The 23786-nt window shown below is 55.1% G+C and carries 11 protein-coding genes and 1 pseudogene; 6 read left to right on the top strand and 6 right to left on the bottom strand.

Annotated features, from left to right (window positions below; all coding sequences use genetic code 11):
- Window positions 1–7 precede the first annotated feature (7 nt).
- The gene (locus tag B1H58_RS02340) at window positions 8–976 is read right to left on the bottom strand and encodes a magnesium and cobalt transport protein CorA (RefSeq protein WP_085067797.1); all 969 of its coding nucleotides are present in this window, start codon (window positions 974–976) and stop codon (window positions 8–10) included.
- Between the two features lie 193 nt (window positions 977–1169).
- On the opposite strand from B1H58_RS02340, the gene B1H58_RS02335 reads away from it, so the two are divergent.
- Window positions 1170–1382: a hypothetical protein gene (locus tag B1H58_RS02335; RefSeq protein ID WP_085067796.1), complete on the top strand. Its 213-nt coding sequence runs from the start codon at window positions 1170–1172 to the stop codon at window positions 1380–1382.
- 120 nt (window positions 1383–1502) lie between these two features.
- Here the strand turns inward: B1H58_RS02335 and dbpA are convergent, their stop codons facing one another.
- Entirely contained in the window at window positions 1503–2882 is a 1380-nt protein-coding gene (dbpA, locus tag B1H58_RS02330; RefSeq protein ID WP_085067795.1) for an ATP-dependent RNA helicase DbpA, read from the bottom strand.
- Window positions 2883–3179: 297 nt separating this feature from the next.
- Between dbpA and B1H58_RS02325 the strand changes: the two genes are divergently transcribed.
- Window positions 3180–3539: a TehB family protein gene (locus B1H58_RS02325; protein WP_085072217.1), complete on the top strand. Its 360-nt coding sequence runs from the start codon at window positions 3180–3182 to the stop codon at window positions 3537–3539.
- A 78-nt stretch (window positions 3540–3617) separates the two neighbouring features.
- On the opposite strand, the gene B1H58_RS02320 is transcribed toward B1H58_RS02325, so the two are convergent.
- The 4 genes and pseudogenes from B1H58_RS02320 to B1H58_RS02305 all read right to left on the bottom strand — a co-directional run.
- A complete protein-coding gene (locus tag B1H58_RS02320; protein ID WP_085067794.1) occupies window positions 3618–4376 on the bottom strand; it encodes an iron ABC transporter ATP-binding protein in 759 nt (252 codons plus the stop codon).
- Window positions 4373–5356, bottom strand: coding sequence for an iron chelate uptake ABC transporter family permease subunit (locus B1H58_RS02315; protein WP_237172474.1), 984 nt, complete (start codon window positions 5354–5356; stop codon window positions 4373–4375). The genes B1H58_RS02320 and B1H58_RS02315 overlap by 4 nt, the downstream gene beginning before the upstream one ends.
- A 10-nt stretch (window positions 5357–5366) precedes the next feature.
- Entirely contained in the window at window positions 5367–6326 is a 960-nt protein-coding gene (locus B1H58_RS02310; protein ID WP_085067792.1) for an ABC transporter permease, read from the bottom strand.
- 107 nt (window positions 6327–6433) lie between these two features.
- A pseudogene (locus tag B1H58_RS02305) lies at window positions 6434–7387 on the bottom strand (siderophore ABC transporter substrate-binding protein); the annotation flags it as partial.
- A gap of 357 nt (window positions 7388–7744) precedes the next feature.
- Between B1H58_RS02305 and B1H58_RS02300 the strand changes: the two are divergent.
- The 4 genes from B1H58_RS02300 (at window position 7745) to B1H58_RS02285 (ending at window position 23606) form a co-directional block, all read left to right on the top strand.
- Window positions 7745–9931, top strand: a complete 2187-nt coding sequence (locus tag B1H58_RS02300) for a TonB-dependent siderophore receptor (protein WP_085067790.1) — start codon at window positions 7745–7747, stop codon at window positions 9929–9931.
- Between the two features lie 343 nt (window positions 9932–10274).
- On the top strand, window positions 10275–11942 hold the full coding sequence (locus B1H58_RS02295; protein ID WP_085067789.1) for a ShlB/FhaC/HecB family hemolysin secretion/activation protein: 1668 nt from the start codon (window positions 10275–10277) through the stop codon (window positions 11940–11942).
- Window positions 11943–11954: 12 nt separating this feature from the next.
- Window positions 11955–23294: a hemagglutinin repeat-containing protein gene (locus B1H58_RS02290; protein WP_085067788.1), complete on the top strand. Its 11340-nt coding sequence runs from the start codon at window positions 11955–11957 to the stop codon at window positions 23292–23294.
- A 6-nt stretch (window positions 23295–23300) separates the two neighbouring features.
- Window positions 23301–23606: a hypothetical protein gene (locus tag B1H58_RS02285; protein WP_085067787.1), complete on the top strand. Its 306-nt coding sequence runs from the start codon at window positions 23301–23303 to the stop codon at window positions 23604–23606.
- Window positions 23607–23786 lie beyond the last annotated feature (180 nt).

The raw sequence follows: 23786 nt of genomic DNA, 5'->3' as shown, positions 1-23786 counted from the left end.
GGCCGCTCTACAGCCAGCGGGCGCGTTTCAGACGTAGATAGAGCGCCCCACAGGCCGCCAGCGTGCCGCCAATCGCCAGCGGGTAGCCAAACGGCGAATGCAGTTCCGGCATACTTTCAAAGTTCATCCCATACATACTGAAAATCACCGTCGGGATCACCAGGATTGCGCCCCAGCCCGCCAGCTTTTTCACCACTTCGTTTTGCTGTACCGTCACCAGCGCCAGGTTTACGTGCATGGCGTTGGTCAGAATTTCACGCATATCATCGGTATCGGTGACCACGTGATGCGCATGATCCTGCACGTCGCGGATATAGGCGCGCAGCGGTTTAGGAATAATATTTTCATGCAGGCGAATCAGCTGATTGCATATCTCATCAACCGGCATCGCTGCGTTACGCAGTGCCAGCAGCTGACGTCGCAGCGTATAAACCTCCTGCACCGACCGGCGATCGAATTCGGTGCGGAACATTGCCCCCTCCAGCTCGTTGATACGCCCGCCGAGCGCGGCGGTGATGTTGCTGTAGTTATCCACGATAAAGTCAAAAATGCAGTAAAGCGGAAAGCCGACCCCTTTACCTAACATTTCGCTACGCTCCTCCGCGCGCAGGCGGATCGGCGCATAGCTATCAGATGCCCCGTGACGTACGGTAATCAGGAATTTTTCGCTGACAAAGAAGTGGGTTTCGCCAAATTCAATGCGGTTCTCTTCCGTCAGGTGCGCCGTTTTCAGCACAATAAACAGCGATTCGCCATACTGTTCAATCTTGGGGCGCTGGTGGGCGGTAAGAGCATCCTCAATCGCCAGTTCATGCAGGCCAAACTCCTCCTGCATCTTTTTCATAAAGGGTGGATCGGGTTGATACAGCCCCAGCCAGATAAACGCATCCGGCTCATTGATAATGTCGCTGATGTTTTCGGGAGCAATCACTTCTCCCCGCTCTCCGTTGCGATAAACGATACTGTTCACAACCATAGCTCACGTGGCTCCCTTTATAGTCTGGTTTCTTCCCAAAATAAGGGTAGACGTTATTGTCAGCGCAGCTAAAGAAAATCTGGAAAATCACCGGCTTCGGGTCAATTGCTGGGAAACCCTGACCTCTCTGAATTAACATAGCTTACCGCCAGCATTCGGCTTTAGCGGACATCATTGATTTATGGGGTTGTTTATGGCTGTTGTAGCAGATAAAGCATCATTACCCGTTTTGTCTTCGGAAGAGTGGATTCGCATTGGACAGTGGTCAACGCTGCTGCGTGAGCTGCTGAAGGGAAAAGGTGAGATGTGGAGCGCGGCCGATGAAATGCTGTTCATCCAGTTGCAGACCGCGTTGCAGGTAACAAATAAAGAAAGGGTGGAGAGCAAAGAGCCTGTTACGCCGTAAAAAAGCGAACGGCATCGCCTTTATCATGTTGCCGACAAACAAATTCATTCCGGGAAATTGACGCCTGCGGATAAACCCAGGCAGCAGGCGCGCTTTTGGTTATAAAAGCGCGCCGCAGGGTTATTTCAGCAGGATAGCGCGGCAGCTTTTGCCCTTGATCTTGCCCTGTTTGAGCTTAATCAGCGCCGTCTTCGCCTGAGCGGCGGCGATAGCCACATAGGCATGTGTCGGGGTCAAATCAATCTTGCCGATCAGATCGGCACTGAATCCCGCCTCGCCGGTTAGCGCGCCAAGAATATCGCCCGGACGGATTTTCGCTTTGCGACCACCGTCAATACAAAGCGTCATCATCGCGGCGGGCAGCGCCTGCTGCGGCTGATTTTTCAGCGTAGCGGAAGAGACCCAGTTCAGCGTCTGCTGTAAATAGTCTTCCAGCGCATGCGCACGCACCATCTCATCCGGCGCGACAAAGCTGACCGCCGTACCTTGTTCACCGGCACGCGCGGTGCGGCCAATACGGTGAACATGCACTTCCGGATCGAAAGAGAGCTGATAGTTCACTACCATCGCCAGCGCTTTGATATCCAGCCCGCGCGCGGCGACATCGGTTGCCACCAGCACCCGACAGCTGCCGTTAGCAAAGCGGATCAGCACCCGATCGCGATCGCGCTGTTCCAGATCGCCATGCAGCGCCAGCGCGCTGATATTGCTGTTCTCCAGCGCGGCGGCAATATCGTCGCACTCGCGTTTGGTGTTGCAAAACACCACGCAGGAGGTGGGCTGCTGCTGACTGAGCAGGGCGATCAGCAGCGTTAATTTTTCCCGGCTGCTCGCCTCATAAAAGTATTGCTCAATGGTTGGCAGCTCGGTGACATCTTCCGTGGCGATAGAGAGCGCATCACGCTGAAAACGCTTGCTGATGGCAATAATGCCGTGCGGCCAGGTAGCGGAAAACAGCAGTGTCTGACGCTGCGGCGGCGTATGGCTGACAATCACTTCCATATCTTCCAGGAAGCCCATCTCCAGCATGCGGTCCGCTTCATCCAGCACCAGCGAACGCAGCTGAGAAAGATCCAGCGTTTCACGCTTCAGGTGATCGAGAATACGGCCCGGCGTGCCCACCACAATATGCGGCGCATGCACCAGGGAATCGCGCTGAGCGGCTACCGGCTGGCCGCCGCACAGCGTCAGAATTTTTATATTGCGCGTAAAGCGCGCCAGGCGACGCAGCTCATTGCTGACCTGTTCAGCCAGCTCACGCGTAGGGCACAGCACCAGCGATTGAGTCTGGTATTGCGCAGTATCAATATGTTGCAGGATGCCCAGCCCAAACGCAGCGGTCTTGCCGCTGCCGGTTTTTGCCTGGGCGCGCACGTCGCGACCGTCAAGAATGGCGGGCAGAGAGGCGGCCTGAATGGGCGTCATGGCATCGAAGCCCATTTCGCGCAGGTTATCGAGCTGGCTGGCGGGCAGTTGCGTCAGGGTGGAAAAAGCAGTCACGGGAAAATCTCTAATCAGGCGGGTTTGCGGCGCTCAGTTTAACAGAAGTTGCGCGGGCCGACAGTAAAACGCGCAGCAAGGTTATGCCTGGCGGTACAGGCTTTAACCAGCGGCAAAGTATTGTCAGTAAGACGGTTGACTGTCAAATCGACAGCGTTGAGGGTGGTCTTTTTAACAATCTGGCGTAGCGGCGGATAATGTAACCCGTTGACAATACAATGCTTAACTAGGATGGCACGGAGGTTGCAAAACAAACATTAGCAGAAAGATTAAATGAAAAAACAAGAGGATTTCATCATGGCACATCGCATTCCTGCCCATTTTGTACATACCCGTTCCACCCCGTTCTGGAATAAAGAGAGCGTGCCGCGTGCGCTGCTGACCCACCACAACACTAAAAAGGGCGTTTATGGCCGCCTTTCAGTGATGCAGGGCGCGGTGAAATATTATGGCTTTGCCAGCGAGCATGACGAAACGCCGGAAATCGAAGTGGTGATCGAGGCAGGGCATTTCGGCATCAGCCCACCGGAATACTGGCACCATGTGGAACTGCTGACCGACGACACCTATTTCAATATCGATTTCTTTGCCGATCCGGCAGAAGAGCTGCAAGGCAAGGGCATCGGTCAGGTGGTGAATACCCATAAAGGCAAGTAATCACGCTGGCCGGGCGCGTTGCGGATAACGCGTTTTTGCCTGCCATTTTCCGGTTGCGTCTGGGGGCGCAACCGGAAATTAGCGGTAGTAGATAGCAACAGGCTGGCCATGCAGGGTTTCAATATGCACACGAGTATCGAAAATCGCTTCGATAATCTCCGGTTGCATGATTTCCTGCGGCGTTCCGCGATAGAGTACCTCGCCCTGTTTCATCGCGATGATATGGTCGGAATAGGCTGCGGCGAAATTGATATCATGGATCACCAGGATAATGGTTTTATGCAGTTCATCCGCAGCGCGGCGCAGCTGTTTCATCATCGCCACGCTGTGTTTCATATCCAGATTATTCAGCGGTTCATCCAGCAGCACATAATCGGTATCCTGGCACAGCACCATCGCTACGCAGGCGCGCTGACGCTGGCCGCCCGACAGCTGGTCCAGATAGCGGTCTTTCAGCGGCAGCAGATCCAGAAACGCCATTGCCGTAATAATATGCTGATGATCCTCTGCGGTTAACCGCCCCTTAGACCAGGGATAGCGTCCAAAGCCGACTAAATCTTCTACCGTCAGGCGGCTGGTAAAGTGGTTTTCCTGACGCAGCACCGACAGCACTTTCGCCATCTGCTCATCGGGCGTTTTTGCCACCTCCAGGCCGTTTACCCATACGCTGCCGCTGTCAGCCGTCAGCAGGCGGCTAATCACCGACAGCAACGTGGATTTACCCGCGCCGTTAGCGCCGATAATCGAGGTAATGCCGCCAGCCGGAATGGTTTCGCTGATGCGGTCCAGCACTTTGCTGTTTTGGTAGCTTTTACAAATCTCTTTAACTTCAATCACACCGCAGCCTTTTTAATCAAAAACCAGAGGAACAGCGCGCCGCCAGCGAATTCAATCACTACGGAAAGCGAACCGGCCATATGTAGCACCCGCTCCAGAATAACCTGCCCGCCGACCAGTGTAATAATGCCGATTAACACCACGCCGGGCAGCAAATAGTGATGACGATGCGAGCCAATAAGCTGATAGCTCAGGTTGGCTACCAGCAGACCGAAAAAGGTGAGCGGCCCAACCAGCGCGGTAGAGAGCGCCACCAGCAGTGAGACCAGCAACAGAATCAACGTAACGTGTCGACGCCACGGTACGCCCAGCCCAATCGACATATCGCGTCCCAGCGCAAGCACATCCAGGCTGTGACGCATTCGCCACACCAGCAGCGCCACTGCCAGCACCGCCACGGCGGAAATCACGATGATCTCCGGCGCGGCGCGGGTAAAGGTAGCGAAAATACGGCTTTGTAAAATAGCGAATTCGCCCGGCTCCAGCAGACGCTGCAGCAGACCGGAAATGCTGCGGAACAGCGTGCCGCACACCAGGCCTACCAGCAGTACCATATGAAGATTGATACCGATCCTGCCCAGCAGCCAGCGGTAAAGGAAAGTGGAAAACAGCACCAGCAGTGCCGCTTCACAGATAAACTGCCCCACCGTGCCCAGCATCTTTAAGCCGTTAGCATCAATAAAAAAGATCAGCATGGTCTGGATCAGAACAAACAGTGTCTCCAGTCCCATTACCGAAGGGGTCAGGATACGGTTGTTGGTGACGGTTTGAAACAGCAGCGTGGCAATACCGGAGGCGAACGCCACCAGCAGCATAGTGGCGAGGATCAGGCCGCGATGCATCAGAATATAGCCAATATTGCCGCCAAGGTTGATGGTCATAAACAGCACGATGGAGAGCAGCGCCAGCGCGCTTAATCCCATTAACCGCCTGGCGGGCGTAGCAAAGCAGAGACGCCGCGCACGCCGCGCCGGTCGCATTACGGAACTGTCAGCCTGCATAACGGCGGCTCCTTAAAATCAACAGCAGAAATATCGCCGCGCCCAGGCAGCCGAGGATCACGCTAACCGGGATCTCCCACGGAAAACTGATCAAACGACCAATAATATCGCACAACACCACCAGCCCGCCGCCGCACAGCGCTACCCACGGAATGGTGCGGCGCAGGTTGTCGCCGATGGCCATGCTTACCACATTGGGTACGATCAGACCAAGGAAGGGCAGTACGCCCACCACCACGATCACCACGCCGCTGATCAGCGCAATAATCGCCATACCGAGAAATACCACCTGGCGATAGTTCAGGCCGACGTTAACTGCGAATTCCCGTCCCATCCCGGCAACGGTAAAGCGGTCAGCAATAACACAGGCCAGCACGGTTAATATACCGGTCAGCCACAGCAGCTCGTAGCGGCCCTGCAGTACGCCGGAAAAGTCTCCCGCTTCCCAACCGCCCAGCGACTGCAGCAGATCGAATTCCATTGCCAGAAAGGTGGTCACCGCGCTGAAAATTGCGCCCAGCATAATGCCGGTAAGCGGCACCATCAGCGGCGTTTTAATCCGCATCCGCTGCAGCACCAGCAAAAACAGGCCGGTGCCTGCCAGCGCAAACAGCGTGGCGACCCCCATCTTAACTATTACCGGCGCGGCAGGATTGACGATCATTACCAGCAGCAGGCCGAGGCTGGCAGACTGCGTGGTGCCAGCAATGGAAGGCTCAACGAAGCGATTCTGCGTCAGCATCTGCATAATCAGCCCGGCCACGCTGACCGCGCTGCCGGCCAGCAGCAGGGCGAGGGTGCGCGGCACGCGACTGAGAAAGAAAACGTCGCGCACTTCCGCATCGCTCCACAGTCGGGAGAAGGTAACCGGGCTAACGCCGACAAACAGACTCCAGGTCATCAGGCCCAGCAAAATCACCAGGCCTGCGACAAAGCTGAAACTCTTCATTAGATTAATGATTACTCGCTTTCAGCGCTGTCCGTGGCGCTTTCAGTGTCAGCGCGGGTGCTTTCCATCGTGCCGTTAGCGCTTTCCATGGCGGCGCTGGCGCTCTGCTGTGACGCGCTGGCATCGTTCAGCATGGTACTGATGTTATCCATCAGGCGCGTATAGCTTTGAATGCCGCCAGCGATATAGAGCGACGAGGAGTCAAGGTAGACGATATGTTTGTTCTGCCAGGCTTTGGTTTTATGAATCAGCGCGTTATCCAGCACCTGCTGAGCGGATTCCCCTTCGGCGCGGCCAATAGCGCTGTCGCGATCCAGGACAAACAGCCAGTCAGGATCGGTATTCATAATAAATTCAGAGGTCACCACGTTGCCGTGCTTGCCCGCCTGAGAAAAGGTGGCCGCAGGCTTAAAGCCCAGCTCGTCAAAGATAAAGCCAAAGCGGGAGCCTGGCGCATAAGCAGACATTTTGCCGCCGCTTACCATGATCACCATCACGCTGCCGGCATGCTCAGATTTTTCGCGCAGCGCAGCGATTTTTGCCATAAAGGCATCGGTCAGCGCTTTCGCTTCTTGCTGCTTGTTAAAGATCTCGCCCAGTTGCCCTACGCGTTGGATCAGACTTTGCGTGAACTGTTTAGGATCGACGTCCAGCGCAATGGTCGGCGCGATAGCGCTGAGCTTATCGTAGGCGTCGTGGGCGCGGCCGCCCGCAATAATCAGGTCAGGTTTGGCATTGCTGATGGCTTCAAAATCTGGCTCAAACAGCGTACCGGCATTCAGGTAAGCGTCGCCCTGATATTTCGCCAGGAAAGCGGGCAGGTGCGTACTGTTTTTCGGCACGCCAGCGACCGGGATCTGTAGTGCATCGATGTTATCCAGCGTGGAGGGATTCAGCACAATGACTTTTTTCGGTGCCTGAGCAACCTCGGTAGTGCCCTGTGCATGCTCAACTTTAAGGGTATTGGCTGAGGCGGTGGTTTGTGCCGTGGTGTCATCACATCCGGTAAGCGCTAAGGCAGAAGCCAGAATCGTAGTGGTAAAGAGGGCAGACAGACGCATTTTCTCTCCTGAAAATGTTAACAGAACAAAAGTAACTGTTAATGCATATGATTCGCATTCTTGATGCAGCGCCCGAATCATACCGCCGTCTCGCCAGCTTGAACAGCACTCTGTCGCCGCTCTCATCCGGGGAAAAAAGCAGAATTCGGTAACAAGAAGCGGCCTCTGAATTAGCTAAATTAAGCTAAAACAATGTAAGTAAAGAGTTTTTATTGAGGTGACATAGTTTTGCTGTTTTTTACAGCGGTGAATTATGGAGATTTTGTGAAGCTTGATGCTGAGGGAGTGTAATGCAAATAATTATCGTTATCATGCATGCGCAGAAACAATCTTATACATTTAACAGGGATTAGTAGCATGATTCATACAAAATCTTTCCAGATGCGTCCTTGTGCACTGTTATTGCTGCTTTGCTTTAACGGTAGCGCCCTGGCGGCTGATGAAACGCCAGCGGACGAAGGCGTAATGACAGTGCGCGCCACGGCAGAAGAAGAACTCAAACAGCAGCCTGGCGTTTCGATTATTACCGCTAAAGACATCGAAAAAAGCCCGCCCGTAAACGATCTCTCGGACATTATCCGTAAGATGCCGGGCGTTAATCTGACCGGGAACAGTGCCAACGGCAGTCGTGGCAATAACCGCCAAATCGATATTCGCGGCATGGGCCCGGAAAATACCCTGATTTTAATCGATGGCGTGCCCACCACTTCACGTAATGCCGTGCGCTATAGCTGGCGCGGCGAGCGCGATACGCGCGGCGATACCAACTGGGTGCCGCCGGAAATGGTGGAACGCATTGAAGTATTACGCGGTCCGGCGGCGGCGCGCTATGGTTCCGGCGCGGCGGGAGGCGTGATTAATATTACAACCAAACGTCCGACCAACGACTGGCACGGCAGCATGTCACTGTTTACCAGCCAGCCGGAAGATGACAAAGAAGGGGCGACCAAACGCACCAACTTTAGCCTCAGCGGACCTCTGGCGGGCGATGCGCTGACTATGCGTCTCTATGGCAATATCAACAAAACCGACGCCGACGCCTGGGATATCAATAATGCGCAGAATGGCTCTTTTGCCGCCGGACGCGAAGGGGTGCGCAACAAAGATATTAATGGCTTGCTCTCCTGGAAACTTTCGCCCACGCAGATCGTGGATGTTAACTACGGCTACAGTCGTCAGGGCAATATCTATGCGGGCGATACCCAATACAGCAACAGTGATGCCAGCCCCGGCAACCTGATCCAGACGCTTTACGGCCACGAAACCAACCGCATGTACCGTCAGTCTTACGGCATTACCCATAACGGCATCTGGGATTGGGGACAGTCGCGCCTGGGCTTCACCTATGAAAAAACCAACAATACCCGACTGCAGGAAGGCGCAGGCGGCAGAGTGGAAGGGATGATTAACAGCACCCAATTTAAAACCAGCCGTCTGGAAAACTACCGTGCCAACGGCGAAATTAACCTGCCGCTGGATCTGCTGGTAGAGCAAAATATTACGCTGGGCGCGGAATGGAACCGTGAAGAGCTGAACGATCCGGCGTCCACCTCAATGCTGAACGCTGGCGATATCGATATTGGCGGTGTTTCTGGCGATCCGGCGAAGCGTAACAGCAAAAACAACGCAGATCTCAGCGCCGTTTATTTTGAAGATAATATCGAGCCGCTGGCAGGGACGAATCTGATCCCCGGCCTGCGCCTGGATCATCACAGCAAGTTTGGCAACAACTGGAGCCCCAGCCTGAACCTGTCACAGGCGCTGGGCGACGACTTCAAGCTGAAGGCGGGCATTGCGCGCGTCTTTAAAGCGCCAAATCTTTATCAGTCCAGTGAAGGCTACCTGCTTTCCACCAGGGGTAACGGCTGTCCGCTTGGTATCGAGAGTCAGTGCTACCTGATGGGCAATGACGATCTTGACCCGGAAGTCAGCGTGAATAAAGAGATCGGGCTTGAGTTTACTCACGAAGGCTACAATGCCGGTATTACCTGGTTCCGCAACGATTATAAAAACAAAATCGTTTCCGGCACCGAGCTGGTTGGCGTTGCCAGCAACGGTTACCATGTACTGCGCTGGGAAAACGGCGGCAAAGCGGTAGTGGAAGGGCTGGAAGGCAACCTGGTGATCCCGGTGGTGGAAGATATGCTGAGCTGGCGCACCAACGTCACTTATATGATCACCTCGGAAGATAAAGAGACCGGCAACCCGCTGTCGATTATCCCGAAATATACCATCAACACCATGCTGGACTATCAGGTCACCGATAAGCTTTCGGCGAATGTTAACTGGACGATGTACGGTCGCCAGAAGCCGCGTGCTTATGCGGAAATCAATAAAGAGCAAAAAGACGGCATGTCAGATAAAGAAGTCGGCGCCTATTCTGTGGTTGGCCTGAACGTTAACTATGATCTGATGAAAGATTTGCGACTGAATGCCGGGATCAGCAACCTGCTGGATAAACGCGTTTACCGTGAAAACGATGGGGCTTCCACTTACAACGAGCCAGGCCGCGCATATTACGCGGGCGTCACTCTTTCTTTCTGATTTCCACTATTTCACTCTCCCGGAGCCTGCTTTAACAGCGGGCTTTTTTATTTACAGGTGGGAGAAAAGACAAATTAAATGGTTTACTAATGTCACTATTAACCCAGGAAATAAAAAGATAACGTTACTATTTTTCTAACATTTATTTTGCCTGATGGTGAAAAAAATATGCTGAGCAGGCAATGAAATAAATTATTTGCGTTAATGAGATAATAAGTTTTTCTCTAATTCAAATAATTAAAGAGTCGTCTTTTTTTTCACTATCGGTGAAAGTTTAATTGTTTAGCTGTTATTCTGTGCGCCATTAAAAATAAGATTAATCTCATTCACCATTTGGCCCTTAATGATGGCAAAGACAAGGAAAATAGTCGCGCTGGCCGCTGCGTTATTACTGGCAAACGCCCACGCGGCGCCGCTTTCGCCTGCGGATCGCAATCAGGTTGAGTTTGAACAGCAGCGGCTGCTGCAGCAAAACCAACAGCAGCGCGATGAGTTACAGCGCAGCACCGATACGCGTTTACCCATCAGCACCGCGCCCAGGGATGTATCAGACAGCTGTATCACCGTTCAGAAAATTATCATTGAACAGGCCACGCTGCCTGACAAAAAACAACAACAGCGCCTGACTGCCCCTTATTCCGGGCGATGTCTGGGCATGCCGCAAATTAATCAGCTGATCCGCGACGTGTCGCAGTGGTATATCAGCCGGGGCTATATTACCAGCCGCGCCTTTATTACTGAACAGAACCTTGCCAGCGGTCAGCTGCATATTACCGTGCTGGAAGGAAAACTACAGGCAATTCGTCTGAACGGCGGCGATGCGCGCCAGTTAAGTATGGCGTTCCCGGGTCTGGTCGGCAAACTGCTTAATCTGCGTGATATTGAACAGGGCATGGAGCAAATTAACCGGCTGCGCACGACACCGGTCCAGATTGAGATATTGCCCGGCGATAACCCCGGCTACTCGATTGTTAATTTAACCGCCACGCCGGAATTCCCGCTCACCGCCTCGCTGAGCTTTGATAACAGCGGGCAAAAAAGCACCGGCATGGGGCAGCTTAACGGCTCGCTGACGGCTAATAACCCGCTGGGGCTGGCGGATAAATGGTTTATCAGCGGTGGCCGCAGCAGTGCTTTTTCCCACGCGCGCGATGCGCAAAACGTTCAGGCTGGCGTCAGCGTGCCTTACGGCTACGGACTGCTGGATTACAGTTACAGCTGGAGCGATTACCGCAGCACCATCAATAACAACGGCTTCAACTGGCTATCGCACGGCGACAGCCAGGCGCATCGTCTCACCGGCTCCTGGGTGATGTTCCGCAACGGCGAAATTAAAACCGGCCTGATGGCGGGCATAAGCCAGCGCAGCAGCCATAACTGGCTGAACGACACCCTGCTGCACAGCAGTAGCCGTCGCCTGACCAGTTTTCAGCTTGGTATCAATCATACGCAGAAAATCGCAGGCGGCATTGTCACCTTTAACCCGACGTTCAGTCGCGGCATGCCCTGGTTTGAGGCCGAACATGACGCAGGGAAAAGCGGCGATCTGCCGAGGGCGGCATTTCGTAAATGGAGCCTGAACGCCAGTTTTCAGCGTCCGCTTACCCAGGATCTCTGGTGGCTGACCAGCGCATATGCACAGTGGTCGCCGGACCGGCTGTACGGCAGCGAGCGCCTGACGATAGGCGGCGAAAGCTCGGTGCGCGGCTTTAAAGAGCAATACCTCTCTGGCGACAACGGCGGCTACTGGCGCAACGAACTCAACTACCGCCTGTTCACCCTGCCATATATCGGCGACATGAGCAGCACGCTGGCGCTGGACGGCGGCTGGCTGCAAAAGGATGCGCAGGATCCCTGGGCCTCCGGCACGCTGTGGGGCGGCGCCGTCGGGCTTGGCAGCCGTAATCGCTATTTTTCTACCCAGTTCACGCTTGGCGTTCCACTTAGCTATCCCGGCTGGCTGGCACCGGATCATCTCAGCATTAACTATCAGGTCGCTTTGGTTTTTTAAGAGGCAAAGATTATGGACAATCAACAACAACCGGTACGCCTTTCTCAACGTCTGCTGAGCTACCTGATTTGCGCATTAATTGCCTGGCAACCGCTGTTGCCCGCGCTGGCGGCAAACATCGTCCCAACCAGTAAAGGCACCCAGCTGGATAAGGCCGCTAACGGCGTGCCGGTGATCAATATCGCCACGCCAAACCAGGCGGGCCTCTCTCATAACCAGTATCAGAATTACAATGTAGGCAAAGAGGGGCTGATCCTTAATAACGCCACCGGCCAGCTCACTCCGACGCAGCTGGGCGGCCTGATCCAGAACAACCCCAATCTGAAAGCCGGGCAGGAAGCCAAAGCGATCATCAACGAAGTGACCGGCGCGAACCGTTCGCAGCTACAGGGTTATACCGAAGTAGCCGGGAAAGCGGCCAACGTGATGGTGGCGAACCCTTACGGCATTACCTGTAACGGCTGCGGATTTATTAACACGCCTAACGCCACCCTGACTACCGGCAAGCCGGTCATGGATGCGCAGGGCAATCTGCAGGCACTGACGGTCAGCCAGGGCACCATTACCGTGGAAGGGCAGGGGCTGGATGCCAGCCAGAGCGACGCGCTCTCCCTTATTTCACGCGCCACCGAAATCAACGCGGCGATCCACGCCAACGATCTGAAGCTGATTGCCGGGGCCAACCGGGTGGCGCAGGATGGCAGCGTCACGCCGATCGCCGGCAGCGGCGCGGCACCGGGCGTGGCGGTGGATACCGGCGCGCTGGGCGGCATGTATGCTAACCGCATTCATCTGGTCTCCAGCGAAAAAGGCGTTGGGGTTAACCTTGGCAACCTGAATGCCCGTCAGGGCGATATGGTGCTGGATGCCAGCGGCAGGCTGACGCTGAAAAACAGCCTGACCAGCGGCGCGCTGACGGCCAAAGGCGAGAGCATCGCCCTGAGCGGCGATCATAAAGCGGGCGGCGCGGTAACCCTGAACGGCGTACAGGAGGTGGCGGTTAATGCGGGGTCGCTGGTCAGCGATAGCACTATTAGCCTGACCAGCAACGGCAAGGTTGCGCTTAACCAGGGCAAACTCACCGCCGGAAAAGATATTCAGCTCAGCGCCGCAGAGATAAAAACCGATAAGGCAAGCACGGCGGACAGCGGCAACAATATCAAACTCACAGCGCGCAACGGGGTAGATAACGCCGCGCAGCTTACCGCAGGCGGCACACTGACGCTTAGCGCGACACAGGCGAAAAACAGCGGCGCGCTGCTGGCGCAGCAGCAAACGCTGCATGCCGATACGCTGGACAACAGCGGCGCGATTGCCGGTCAGGATGCGCTGATGATCACCAGTGGTAATCTGCTTAACCAGGGTTCGCTGATCGCGCCGCAGCTAACGCTCAGCAGCCCGCAGCTCACCAACAGCGGCCTGATTCAGGGCAGCAAAAATCTGGGACTGACTGCCGATCGGCTGGATAACCTGAGCGGCGGCAGTATCGCCTCCGCCAGCGACCTCACGCTTGATCTACCTACGCTCAATAATGATGGCCTGATTAAAAGCGACGCCGGACTGCTGCTCAGCGGCGACAGCTTAATCAACAGCGGCGAGATTAACGCTGCCACGCTCAGTGCCAGCCATAACCAGTTGCTTAACCAGCAGGGTGGATATTTGCTGGCGCAGGGGGCAATGCAGCTACAGCAAAAACAGCTGAGTAACGAGGGGCAACTGGCGGCAGACAGCCTGGTGATCAACGCGGATATGCTGCACAACAACGGCCTGCTGCAGGGCAACAAAGATCTTGCCATTACCGGCAGTGACCTGACCAACGGCGGAACGCTGCTCAGCGGCGGAAAACTGACGCTACAGGGCGACAGCCTGGATAATCAGGGCCTGATACAGGGCGACGCCCTGTCGTTAAACGTTAACGACTGGCAGAACAGCGGCAACGCGCTTAGCGAGCACGACGCCGACTTAAAAACCAAAACGCTGCACAACAGCGGCAAAATTTTGGGTCAGCATGGCATTCAGCTTCAGGCTGACAGCAGCGATAACAGCGGCTGGCTGGTGGCGCAGGCATTAACGCTGCGCGGCGATCTGATTAACAGCGGCCTGCTACAGGGCAACGACGAGCTAACGCTGCATGGCGGCACCATCGGCAATCAGCGCGACGGACAGTTGCTTAGCGGCGGCACGCTGGAACTCGCTGCCACGCAGCTGGATAACCAGGGCGTTTTGCAGGCGGATACGCTGCGGGTTAATGCGCAAAGCTGGCAAAACAGCGGCAGCGCACGCGCCTCTTCGCTGCTGGATGCGCAAGTTAATAATGACATCAACAACGGCGGCAGTCTGATAAGTGAGCAAGCGCTTACTTTAGAGGGCGGGCGCATCCTTAACCAGGGCAAGCTGGCGGCGGATCGCCTTAGCCTTACCTCGCCGCAGCTCACCAACGGTGGCCTGCTGCAGGGCAACAGCATCCTGACGCTGAACAGCACCCAGCTTAACAACCAGCAGGATGGCGAACTGCTGAGCGGCGGGCCGCTGGCGTTAACGCTGGATCGGCTGGATAACGCCGGGCTGTTGCAGGTGGATGGCGCGCTGGATCTCAACGCCCGTCAGGCCAGCAACGGCGGCAAAATGCTGGCCGATACGATTTCTGCTCAGGTTAATGAAACGCTGACTAACAACGGCGAACTGCTGGCGCAGCAGGCCACGCTCGATGCGCAAACGCTGGAGAACAACGGCGCGCTGGCCGCACAGACTCTGACGCTAACGGCGGATACGCTGCATAACCGTGGTGCGCTGCAGGGCGATAGTGTGCTGGATATCACTGCGCAGCAGCTGGATAACCAGGCCAGCGGCACGCTGCTGAGCGGCGACAGTCTGCTGCTGCACGGCAACCGCTTCAGCAATGAAGGCGGCTGGCAGGGCAAAAAGATTGAGATTAACGGCAATACGCTGGAAAACCTGGGCACCATCAACGGCATCGACCAGCTTACCGGCAGCCTGCGTGATGAGCTAAACAACGGCGGCAGCCTGTTAAGCCAGGGCGATGCCAGCCTGACGGCAAACAGCCTGACCAACCAGGGTAAAATCCTCGCTGACGGCCTGACACTGCGCGGCCAGGCGCTCAATAACAGCGGGCTGTGGCAGGGCAGTTCTCTGCTGGATGCTCAGGGCGACAGCCTGACCAGCGCGGCGGGCAGCCGTACGCTTTCCGGCGGGCTGTTAGCGCTGAACGCCGATCGGCTAATGACCAGCGGCACCCTGCAGGGTGAACAGGCGCAGGTTAGCGCCAACAACTGGCAACATCAGGGATCGCTGCTGAGCAACGGCGGGCTGACCGCGAACGTCGCGGGGCTGCTCACTAACAACGGCGATCTGCTCAGCCAGGACGCCGCGCAGATCCACGCGCAGACCCTGACCAACCAGGGCGATGTGCTGAGCGCGGGCGCGATGACGCTCACCGGCGGCAGCCTGAACAACAGCGGTTCGGTACAGGGAAAAACGCTGCATATCGCACCGGCGAAAGTGATTAATCAGGGCAGCCTGATTGGGCTACAGGCGCTGACGCTGGGGTCGCTGCCGCAGATGGCGGGCCGCATGATGCTGATGGCGCTGACCACGCCCGCGCGTGAGCTGATCAATAACCAGGGCGGCGCGCTGCTGACGCAGGGCACCTTAACCATCAATGGCGACAACGTCACTAACAACGGCAGCTGGCAGGGGCAACAGATTCTGCTGAACGCGCAGCGGCTGACTAACGGCGGCGCGATCCAGAGCGCCGACGTTATGCAGCTGATCCTCGCGGATAAGCTGGACTCCACTGCTGACAGCAAAATCAGCGCTAACGGCACGGCGGCATTGCAGGCGCTGGCGTTAACCAACCAGGGACAATGGGTAGCCAAAAACCTGACGCTGAACGGCAACACGCTAAATAACGGCGGCGATATCAGCGGCGTTAACGGCCTGACGGTAAAACTCAACGGAGCGCTGACCCAGCAGCAGGATAAAACCCTGCTGACGGCGGGTAAGCTGGATCTGCAGGCGGCATCGGTGAATAACGCCGGACATATTCAGGGCGGCGAGTTACAGGTGATTAGCGGCGCGCTGGACAACCGTGGCCGGATGCAGGGCGATAACAACCTGCTGCTGACGCTAAGTGGCCGTTTAACCAATGCGGCTAACGGCACATTGCTCAGCCAGAAGGCGCTGACGCTTAAAGCGCCGGAACTGTTTAACTACGGCCTGATTCAGGGCGGCGAAACGAGCGGAATTAACGCCACCGGCCTGGCGAACAATAGCGGAAAAATACTTTCCGGCGGCGAACTGACATTGAACACCCCGCAGCTCACCAACAGCGGCTGGCTGCAGGCAACGCAGCTGATCCTGAATGCCGCCAACGCCAGCAACAGCGGCACGCTGCTGGCGCAGCAGCAGGGCACCCTGACCGGCAACGGTTTGAATAACCAGGGCAGCGTGCAGGGCGACACTCTCACTGTTAACTATCAGCAACTGACCAACGGCGGCACCCTGCTGGGCAACAATCAGCTAAACGTCACTGCCGCACAGGTTAATCAGAATGCGGCTGGCAGGCTGTTCAGCGGCGGTAACCTGGTGCTGAACAGCAACGGCCTCGACCAGCCTGGACAGGTGGTTGCGCTGGGCGACGCGACGCTGAAGCTGATTAACGCCTTTACCAACAAAGGTACGCTGGCCGCCGGTAACCGACTGAGCGTAAGCAGTAACGGCGCGCTGGAAAACCTGGGCACCATGCAGGGCCAGGCGCTAACACTGGGCGCAGGTGGCGATCTGATTAACAACGGCCAGCTCACCAGCGGCAACGGCGACAGCACGCTAAGCGGCAACCGCATCGCCATGAACGGCAGCGGCACGTTGCAGGGCGGCGGCAACATCAACCTGACCAGCCGCAGCGATATCGCGCTCGACGGCTTTACCGGCACGCTGGGCAATCTGACGCTCAGCGCACCGGGCAGCATCGTGAATACCGCGCTGCTTTACGCGGCGAATAACCTGTATCTCTACGCCAACAGTATCAAAAACCAGCAGGGTGATGTGCTGGCGGGTAACAGCCTGTGGATGCAGCGCGACGCGGCAGGCAATGCCAATAGCGAGGTGGTAAACACCTCCGGCACCATCGAGACGCAGAACGGCGATATCACGGTTAAGACTGGGCATTTATTGAATACCCGTAATGGGTTAGAGACTTCAAAAACTACCACAACAATGCCCAATCTACCTGCAAATATTGGTCAGGAACGTATCCTCGTTAGGTTAGGTGATTTATCCAAAACAAATGGAGAGCTTGGAGTATTTACCTACCTCGAAACAAGCGGCGGCGGCGGGGCAGAGAGTGCAGGTAGTTATTATGAATATAATTATTATGCACCAACCAAAAAAGGAGGAGTGAGACGTTATCTGGTACAACAGACAAAAAGCGAGGCTTTATCACAAGGCCCAGCTGGGCGAATTGCTGCTAATCGCGATTTGGCTGTTTCAGCACTTTCACTGGATAATCAAGCAAGCAGTCTGTTGGCCGGAAGAGATATAAATATAACTGGGGATATACTAAAAAATAGTAGCTGGGAAAACTCAGTTACAAAAGAATATATCACCTATAAAGTTGATTCATTCAATATGGTAGGTATACCTCTTGTTAATCAGGGTGATGGAGAGCCCTATAACGACAGCGTTACCATACATTTTAATAATGATTTAAATAGAAGAGTTCCATATATTATTTCAGGCTTGTCTGAATATGAAACCACAGTGGATGGAACCGGTCTTCGTGCTGTTATTCAGGCTGGCAGTACAGTTAACCTTAATGTTAAAACTAATATTAGCAACACCAATACTACATCTGAAGTGGATGGCTTCAGTCACACATTAAGCGCGCCTGGGTTAAGTGCCTTAAGTCATCAGTACATTAACGGTGCTCAGCAAACACAATCGTTAACTCCTGTTATCGGGCTTGCCATTAATTCCCCCCAGTGGCGCGATCAGCTGCAAAGTGCGCTACAGGCAATTAACGGCGGCGGCTCGCTGGAAAGCAATGGCGGATCTGGCGCATCGCTTAATCAGTATGATGGTTCGCGTAAAGGCGCATCGTCGTTAGAGAAGGCGGCACAGTTGGCCGCTGCTAATACTGCGGGCCAGGCGTTAAACCATTATCAGGGCAACCCGGTTGATACCAGCGCCTATCCCTTACCGAGCGGCGATAATGGCTATTTCGTGCCGTCTGCCGATCCAAACAGCCATTATCTGATCACCGTAAACCCGAAGTTAAACGGCTTAGGACAGCTGGATAAAGGGCTGTATGGCGATCTCTATTCCTTATTAGGCACCCAGCCGGAGACAGCGCCTGAGCAGGAAACTCGCACTCAGTTCACCAATGAAAAAGCCTTTTTAGGGTCTTCCTATTTGCTGGGTCGCCTGAATCTGCACCCGGAATATGACTATCGTTTCCTTGGCGATGCGGCATTTGATACGCGCTACGTCAGCAATACGGTAATCAATCAAACCGGCAGCCGCTACATTAACGGCATCGGTTCCGATCTGGAACAGATGCGTTACCTGATGGATAACGCTGCCGCCGCACAGCAGTCGTTGGGCCTGCAGTTTGGCGTATCGCTTACCGCCGATCAGATCGCCGCGCTTGATCACAGCATTATCTGGTGGGAAGCCGCCACCGTTAATGGTGAAACGGTGATGGTGCCGAAAGTTTATCTGTCGCCGAAGGATGTGACGGTAAATAACGGCAGCGTGATTGCCGGTAATAACGTCAAGCTGGACGCAGGTAATATCACCAATAGCGGCAGCACGCTTACCGCCAAAGCGGATCTAAACCTTGATAGCCAGAACAGCATTAATAACCTGAATCAGGGGCTGATTAATGCGGGCGGCGATCTCCAGCTGAGCGCGTTAAACGATATTAATAATATCGGCTCAGCCATCAGCGGGAAAAAAGTCGCGCTTGAAAGCCTGAACGGCAGCATTAATAACATCACGCAGACGAAGCAGATCCATATTGGTGGAGAGGGGCTGTTCGGTAATAAAGTCAGTCTGACTGAGACGATGGTGGGCGACAGAGCCAGCATCAATGCCGCCGATGCGCTTAGCCTGAATTCAGGTAAAAACATTGCGGTTCAGGATGCAGATATTAAGTCTGGCGGCAATCTATTAATGAACGCGTGGGGCGATATCGCCGTTACCGCGAATGAAATTAACCAGGCGCAAAGTCAGACTATTCGAGGGAATACCAAAGGTAATTCCAGCACCACCTGGCAGGGCAGCAATATCTCTGCTGGCGGTCAGCTGGCAATGCATGCGGATAATAATCTGTCGCTAAGTGCCAGCACGCTGAATGCTGGAAAAGATGCCGCGCTTTCAGCAGGCAACGATCTCAACCTCAACGCCGCAACCACCCAGCAAAACAGCTGCAATGGCAAATCGGAGTCGCACGCCTCTGGTCTGGATCGCACTACTATTACCAGCGGTGGCGATCTAAAACTGGCGGCAGGGCGCGATCTCACCAGCCAGGCGGCAGGTCTGGCGGCGGAAGGCGATGTGGCATTGCAGGCGGGACGCGACCTTAATCTGCAGGCGCAAGAAACCCGCTCCGGCAACAGCTATAAGGCAGGCAAAAAGCAGGAAATCAATGAGCATGTGCGCCAGCAGGGCACCGAAGTCGCTAGCGGTGGCGATACCTCATTGCTGGCGGGACGCGACCTGAACAGCAACGCAACCCAGGTCACAGCGCAGCAGGATATCGCGGTTGCCGCCGGTCATAACGTTAACCTGAACACCGCGACCGAAAGCGATTATCACTACAAAGAGGAAACCAAAACCAAAAAAGGTTTCCTGAAGAAGAAAACCACGCACACCATCGAAGAGGACAGCGCCACGCGTGAGGCGGGCACGCTGCTGAGCGGTAATAATGTCGCGGTCACGGCGGGCAACGATCTGCTGGTCAAAGGCTCGCAGGTGGTGGGCGATGGCAGCGTTGCGCTGAGGGCGGGCAACAATGTAGATATTGCAGCGGCCACCAATACCGATTCCAGCTGGCGCTTTAAGGAAACCAAAAAAAGCGGCCTTATGGGCAGCGGCGGCATTGGCTTTACTATCGGCAGCAGCAAATCGGTGCACGATCTGCGTGAGAAGGGCACCACGCAAAGCCAGAGCGTCAGTACCGTGGGCAGTACCGGTGGCGACGTGGCGATTACCTCAGGCGGGCAAACGCATATTGGCGGGGCGGATTTGGTGGCAGGCAAAAGCCTGGATATCAACGGCGATGCGGTAGTGATCGAGCCGGGCCACGATAAGCGTACCCGTGACGAACGCTTTGAGCAGAAAACCAGCGGCCTGACGCTGGCGCTGTCCGGCGCGGTAGGCGAAGCCATCAATAGCGCAGTGGCAACCGCGCAGGCGGCAAAAAGCGAAAGCGACGGCAGACTCGCGGCGCTGCAGGCGACCAAAACCGCGCTCTCCGGCGTACAGGCAGTGCTGGCGTCACAGCAGGCAACGGCCAGCGGCGATCCGAATAATGGCGTAGGCATCAGCGTCTCACTGACCACGCAAAAATCGAAATCGCAGCAGCATCAGAGTTCTGATACGGTTAACGGCTCCACGCTGAACGCCGGTAAAGATTTGACGATTACCGCTAACGGTAAAGGCGACAGCGCGCGCAGCGGTGATATTCTGATTGGCGGCAGCCAGATGAAGGTGGCGGGCGACAGTACGCTGAACGCCGCCAGGGATATCCTGTTAACCGGCGCGGCCAGCACGCAGCAGAGCAGCGGCAAAAACAGCAGCAGCGGCGGCGGCGTTGGCCTGAGTTTCGGCGTGGGCAGCGGTAGTGCGGGCATAAGCATCTTTGCCAGCGTCAACGGCGCGAAGGGCAAAGAGAGCGGCAACGGCACGCGCTGGAGCGAGACCACGCTGGACAGCGGCGGCAACGTGGCGCTGAACAGCGGACGCGACGCCACGCTGAACGGCGCGCAGGTCACCGGCAACAAGGTCACGGCGGATATCGGGCGTGACCTGACAATCAGCAGCCAGCAGGACAGCGATCGTTACGACTCGAAGCAGACCAGCTTCGGGGCGGGCGGTAGCTTTACCTTTGGCTCGATGAGTGGCTCCGGTTACATCAGTCTCAGCCAGGACAAAATGCGCAGCCGCTACAGCAGCGTGCACGAGCAGAGCGGCATCTTTGCCGGCGAGGGCGGCTTTGACATCACCACCGGCAGCCACACGCAGCTGAACGGTGCGGTAATCGCCTCCACGGCGGAGGCTGGTAAAAACCGCCTCGACACCGGCACGCTGGGCTTCAGCGATATCGGCAACGCGGCGGATTATAAGGTCAGCCACAGCGGCATCAGCGCCGGGATGTCCAGCAAGGGTTCGCTGGGCGGGCAGCTGCTCTCAAACGCGCTCTCTAACACTGCCGGCACGCTGCTGGCGGGGCTGGGCGGTAAAGGCCATGCGGAAGGCACCACGCAGTCGGCGGTGGCTGACGGCACCATTACCCTCCGTAATCAGCAGCAACAGCAACAAAATCTGAATGACCTGAGCCGCGACACGGAGCACGCCAACGGCAGCATCAGTCCGATATTCGACAAGGAGAAGGAGCAGAAGCGGCTGCAGATGGCGCAGATGGCGGGTGAAATCACCGGTCAGATGAGCAATATCGTGCAGACCTATGGCGATATTCAGGCACTGGAAAAAGCCAAAAAGGACACCGGCAATCAGCAGCCAGCGGGGACCGGTGAGAAAGAACGGCAGAAATGGCTGGATGAACTGCGCAGCAGCGACGCCTACCAGAAAGAGATGCGGACCTGGGGCACCGGCAGTAAGAATCAGATGGTGGTGCAGTCGCTGGGCGCGATTATCAGCGGCGTTGCGGGCGGTAATGCGGCGCAGGCGGCGGCAGGCGGGCTGAACCCGTGGGTGGCGCAGGTCATCAAACAGCAGACCACCGACGCGGAAGGTAACGTGAACGTGGCGGCCAATGCGGCAGCGCACGCGGTGTGGGGCGCGGTGGCGGCACAGATGGCGGGCGGCAACGCAGCGGCAGGCGCGGCGGGCGCCTTCAGCGGCGAGCTGGCGGCGCACTATATTGCTGAGCATTATTATCATGTCGATTTGTCAGAGCCGGGCAGTCAGCTGACGGAGGCTCAGCGTCAGGAACTGAGCCTGATGAGCACGCTGGCAGCGGGTCTGGCGGGCGGCCTGGCAGGAAACAGCACGGCATCCGCCACCACCGGCGCGCAGGCCGGGAAAAATGCGGTTGAGAATAATGCTTTGTCACCGTCGAAGAACGACACCCTGAACAAAGCACTGGAAGACCAGAAGAATGGAAAGAATCTGCTGCAAGCCTCACAGGCTATTGTTCGTCTGACCAATGAAGACAGGGCCAGTAATACGCTTCTGGATAAGTATCAGAAAGGCCAACTTAACGATGCTGAAAAGCAACAACTTGCCGGGCTACTTAACCAGTACGGTTATGAACTTCAGACGATGTATGGTTATTCAGAGCAGCAGGCTGCTGAAGCCATACAGGCACTGACCAAAGGTGGGGCTTTTGTGGCATCAGCCGCTGATGCCAAAGCTTATAATGAGGCTCTCAGCTACCTTAAAACTTATAGTGCACAATCGGGACAGGCAGCACTGGGTACTGATGCTCTGCTGGTACTTCCTGGAGTGCCGGGAGCATTGGTGAGGGGATCTGTTGTTGCTGGCGGAGCACATCAGACAGGTACCGGTATTGGACAAATAGTCGATGGCAGTTATGGTGACGGTGTTTTAAATGTAGGTCTTGGCACGGCAGCTATATTTGGTGGTCTGGCTGGACAGGGCGCAATATCCAAGCCTGGAGGTTCTATTATTTCTTCAGGAGATGCTGCGTTTTGGCAAAATAGCACTATTGGTAACAGTATTGCAAAATCTGAGGGAACATTGACAGGACGTGTTACGCCGACAGATCCTAAAATGACGAAAGAGAATATTCGTTCTTTGAATCGAGAAAATGAGAGTGCTCAGATACTTTCACAGTCTGGCTTCCAGGTTGAGCAGAACCCCTATATTTCTGGCAATAAGAACCCTGATTATCGGATAAATGGTGAGGTTTTTGATAATTATGCGCCAAAATCCAGTAATGTCAGAAATATCTATAGCGAGGTTAAGCGCAAAGTCACTTCAGGACAAACAAATAATGTTGTTATCAATATGTCTGATACAAAAGCTAGTTTGCCTGCATTACAAAATCAACTTTCTCAATGGCCTATAATAGGACTCGAAAAAGTTATTGTCATTGATAAATCTGGTAATGTTATAAGGATTAAGTGAGATAAAATGGCGATTGATATGACATGTTTTACAACGTTACCTACATTGGAATTACAATGTAAGTTGAATTTCTTTCAGGAAAAAAATCCTGAGATTTTTCCGGTGCACTATCTATTGTATAAAGCTTGCCCGTTAGACCGTTTCGATAAAGACATTTCAATGGAATATGGTCTTAACGCCGAGTCTTCCTTCATGATTGCAGTTAATAACAAGGCTCTAGATATATCGACAGATGAGATGGCTAATATGATACGGAATGAACTGGGAAAAGAAAACGTAATAGTACTTCTTAATGGTGAAGACTTAATTTAAAGAGCCTGTACAGCGAGCAAAGCTATTCCTTATTTTAACGTTCCCGGCCTTCGCGCCGGGATTGTTTTATCTGTCATTTTCCATGCACCTGCCACGAATGAGCACAGTTTTATAATTCAATAACGGGACAGGGTATGTTTTGTAGCACCGTTACCAGATTAACCCAACTGAAACTAAAGG

The organism is Pantoea alhagi, from assembly GCF_002101395.1.
In the GTDB taxonomy this organism is placed as follows: domain Bacteria; phylum Pseudomonadota; class Gammaproteobacteria; order Enterobacterales; family Enterobacteriaceae; genus Mixta; species Mixta alhagi.
This window is presented reverse-complemented; position numbering and strand designations above follow the sequence as displayed.

Excerpts from the sequence above, each read along its gene's own strand:
- B1H58_RS02340 (WP_085067797.1), bottom strand. The coding sequence starts at position 976 with ATGGTTGTGAACAGTATCGTTTATCGCAACGGAGAGCGGGGAGAAGTG.
- B1H58_RS02335 (WP_085067796.1), top strand. The coding sequence starts at position 1,170 with ATGGCTGTTGTAGCAGATAAAGCATCATTACCCGTTTTGTCTTCGGAA.
- B1H58_RS02325 (WP_085072217.1), top strand. The coding sequence starts at position 3,180 with ATGGCACATCGCATTCCTGCCCATTTTGTACATACCCGTTCCACCCCG.
- B1H58_RS02315 (WP_237172474.1), bottom strand. The coding sequence starts at position 5,356 with ATGCGACCGGCGCGGCGTGCGCGGCGTCTCTGCTTTGCTACGCCCGCC.
- B1H58_RS02310 (WP_085067792.1), bottom strand. The coding sequence starts at position 6,326 with ATGAAGAGTTTCAGCTTTGTCGCAGGCCTGGTGATTTTGCTGGGCCTG.
- B1H58_RS02300 (WP_085067790.1), top strand. The coding sequence starts at position 7,745 with ATGATTCATACAAAATCTTTCCAGATGCGTCCTTGTGCACTGTTATTG.
- B1H58_RS02295 (WP_085067789.1), top strand. The coding sequence starts at position 10,275 with ATGATGGCAAAGACAAGGAAAATAGTCGCGCTGGCCGCTGCGTTATTA.
- B1H58_RS02290 (WP_085067788.1), top strand. The coding sequence starts at position 11,955 with ATGGACAATCAACAACAACCGGTACGCCTTTCTCAACGTCTGCTGAGC.
- B1H58_RS02285 (WP_085067787.1), top strand. The coding sequence starts at position 23,301 with ATGGCGATTGATATGACATGTTTTACAACGTTACCTACATTGGAATTA.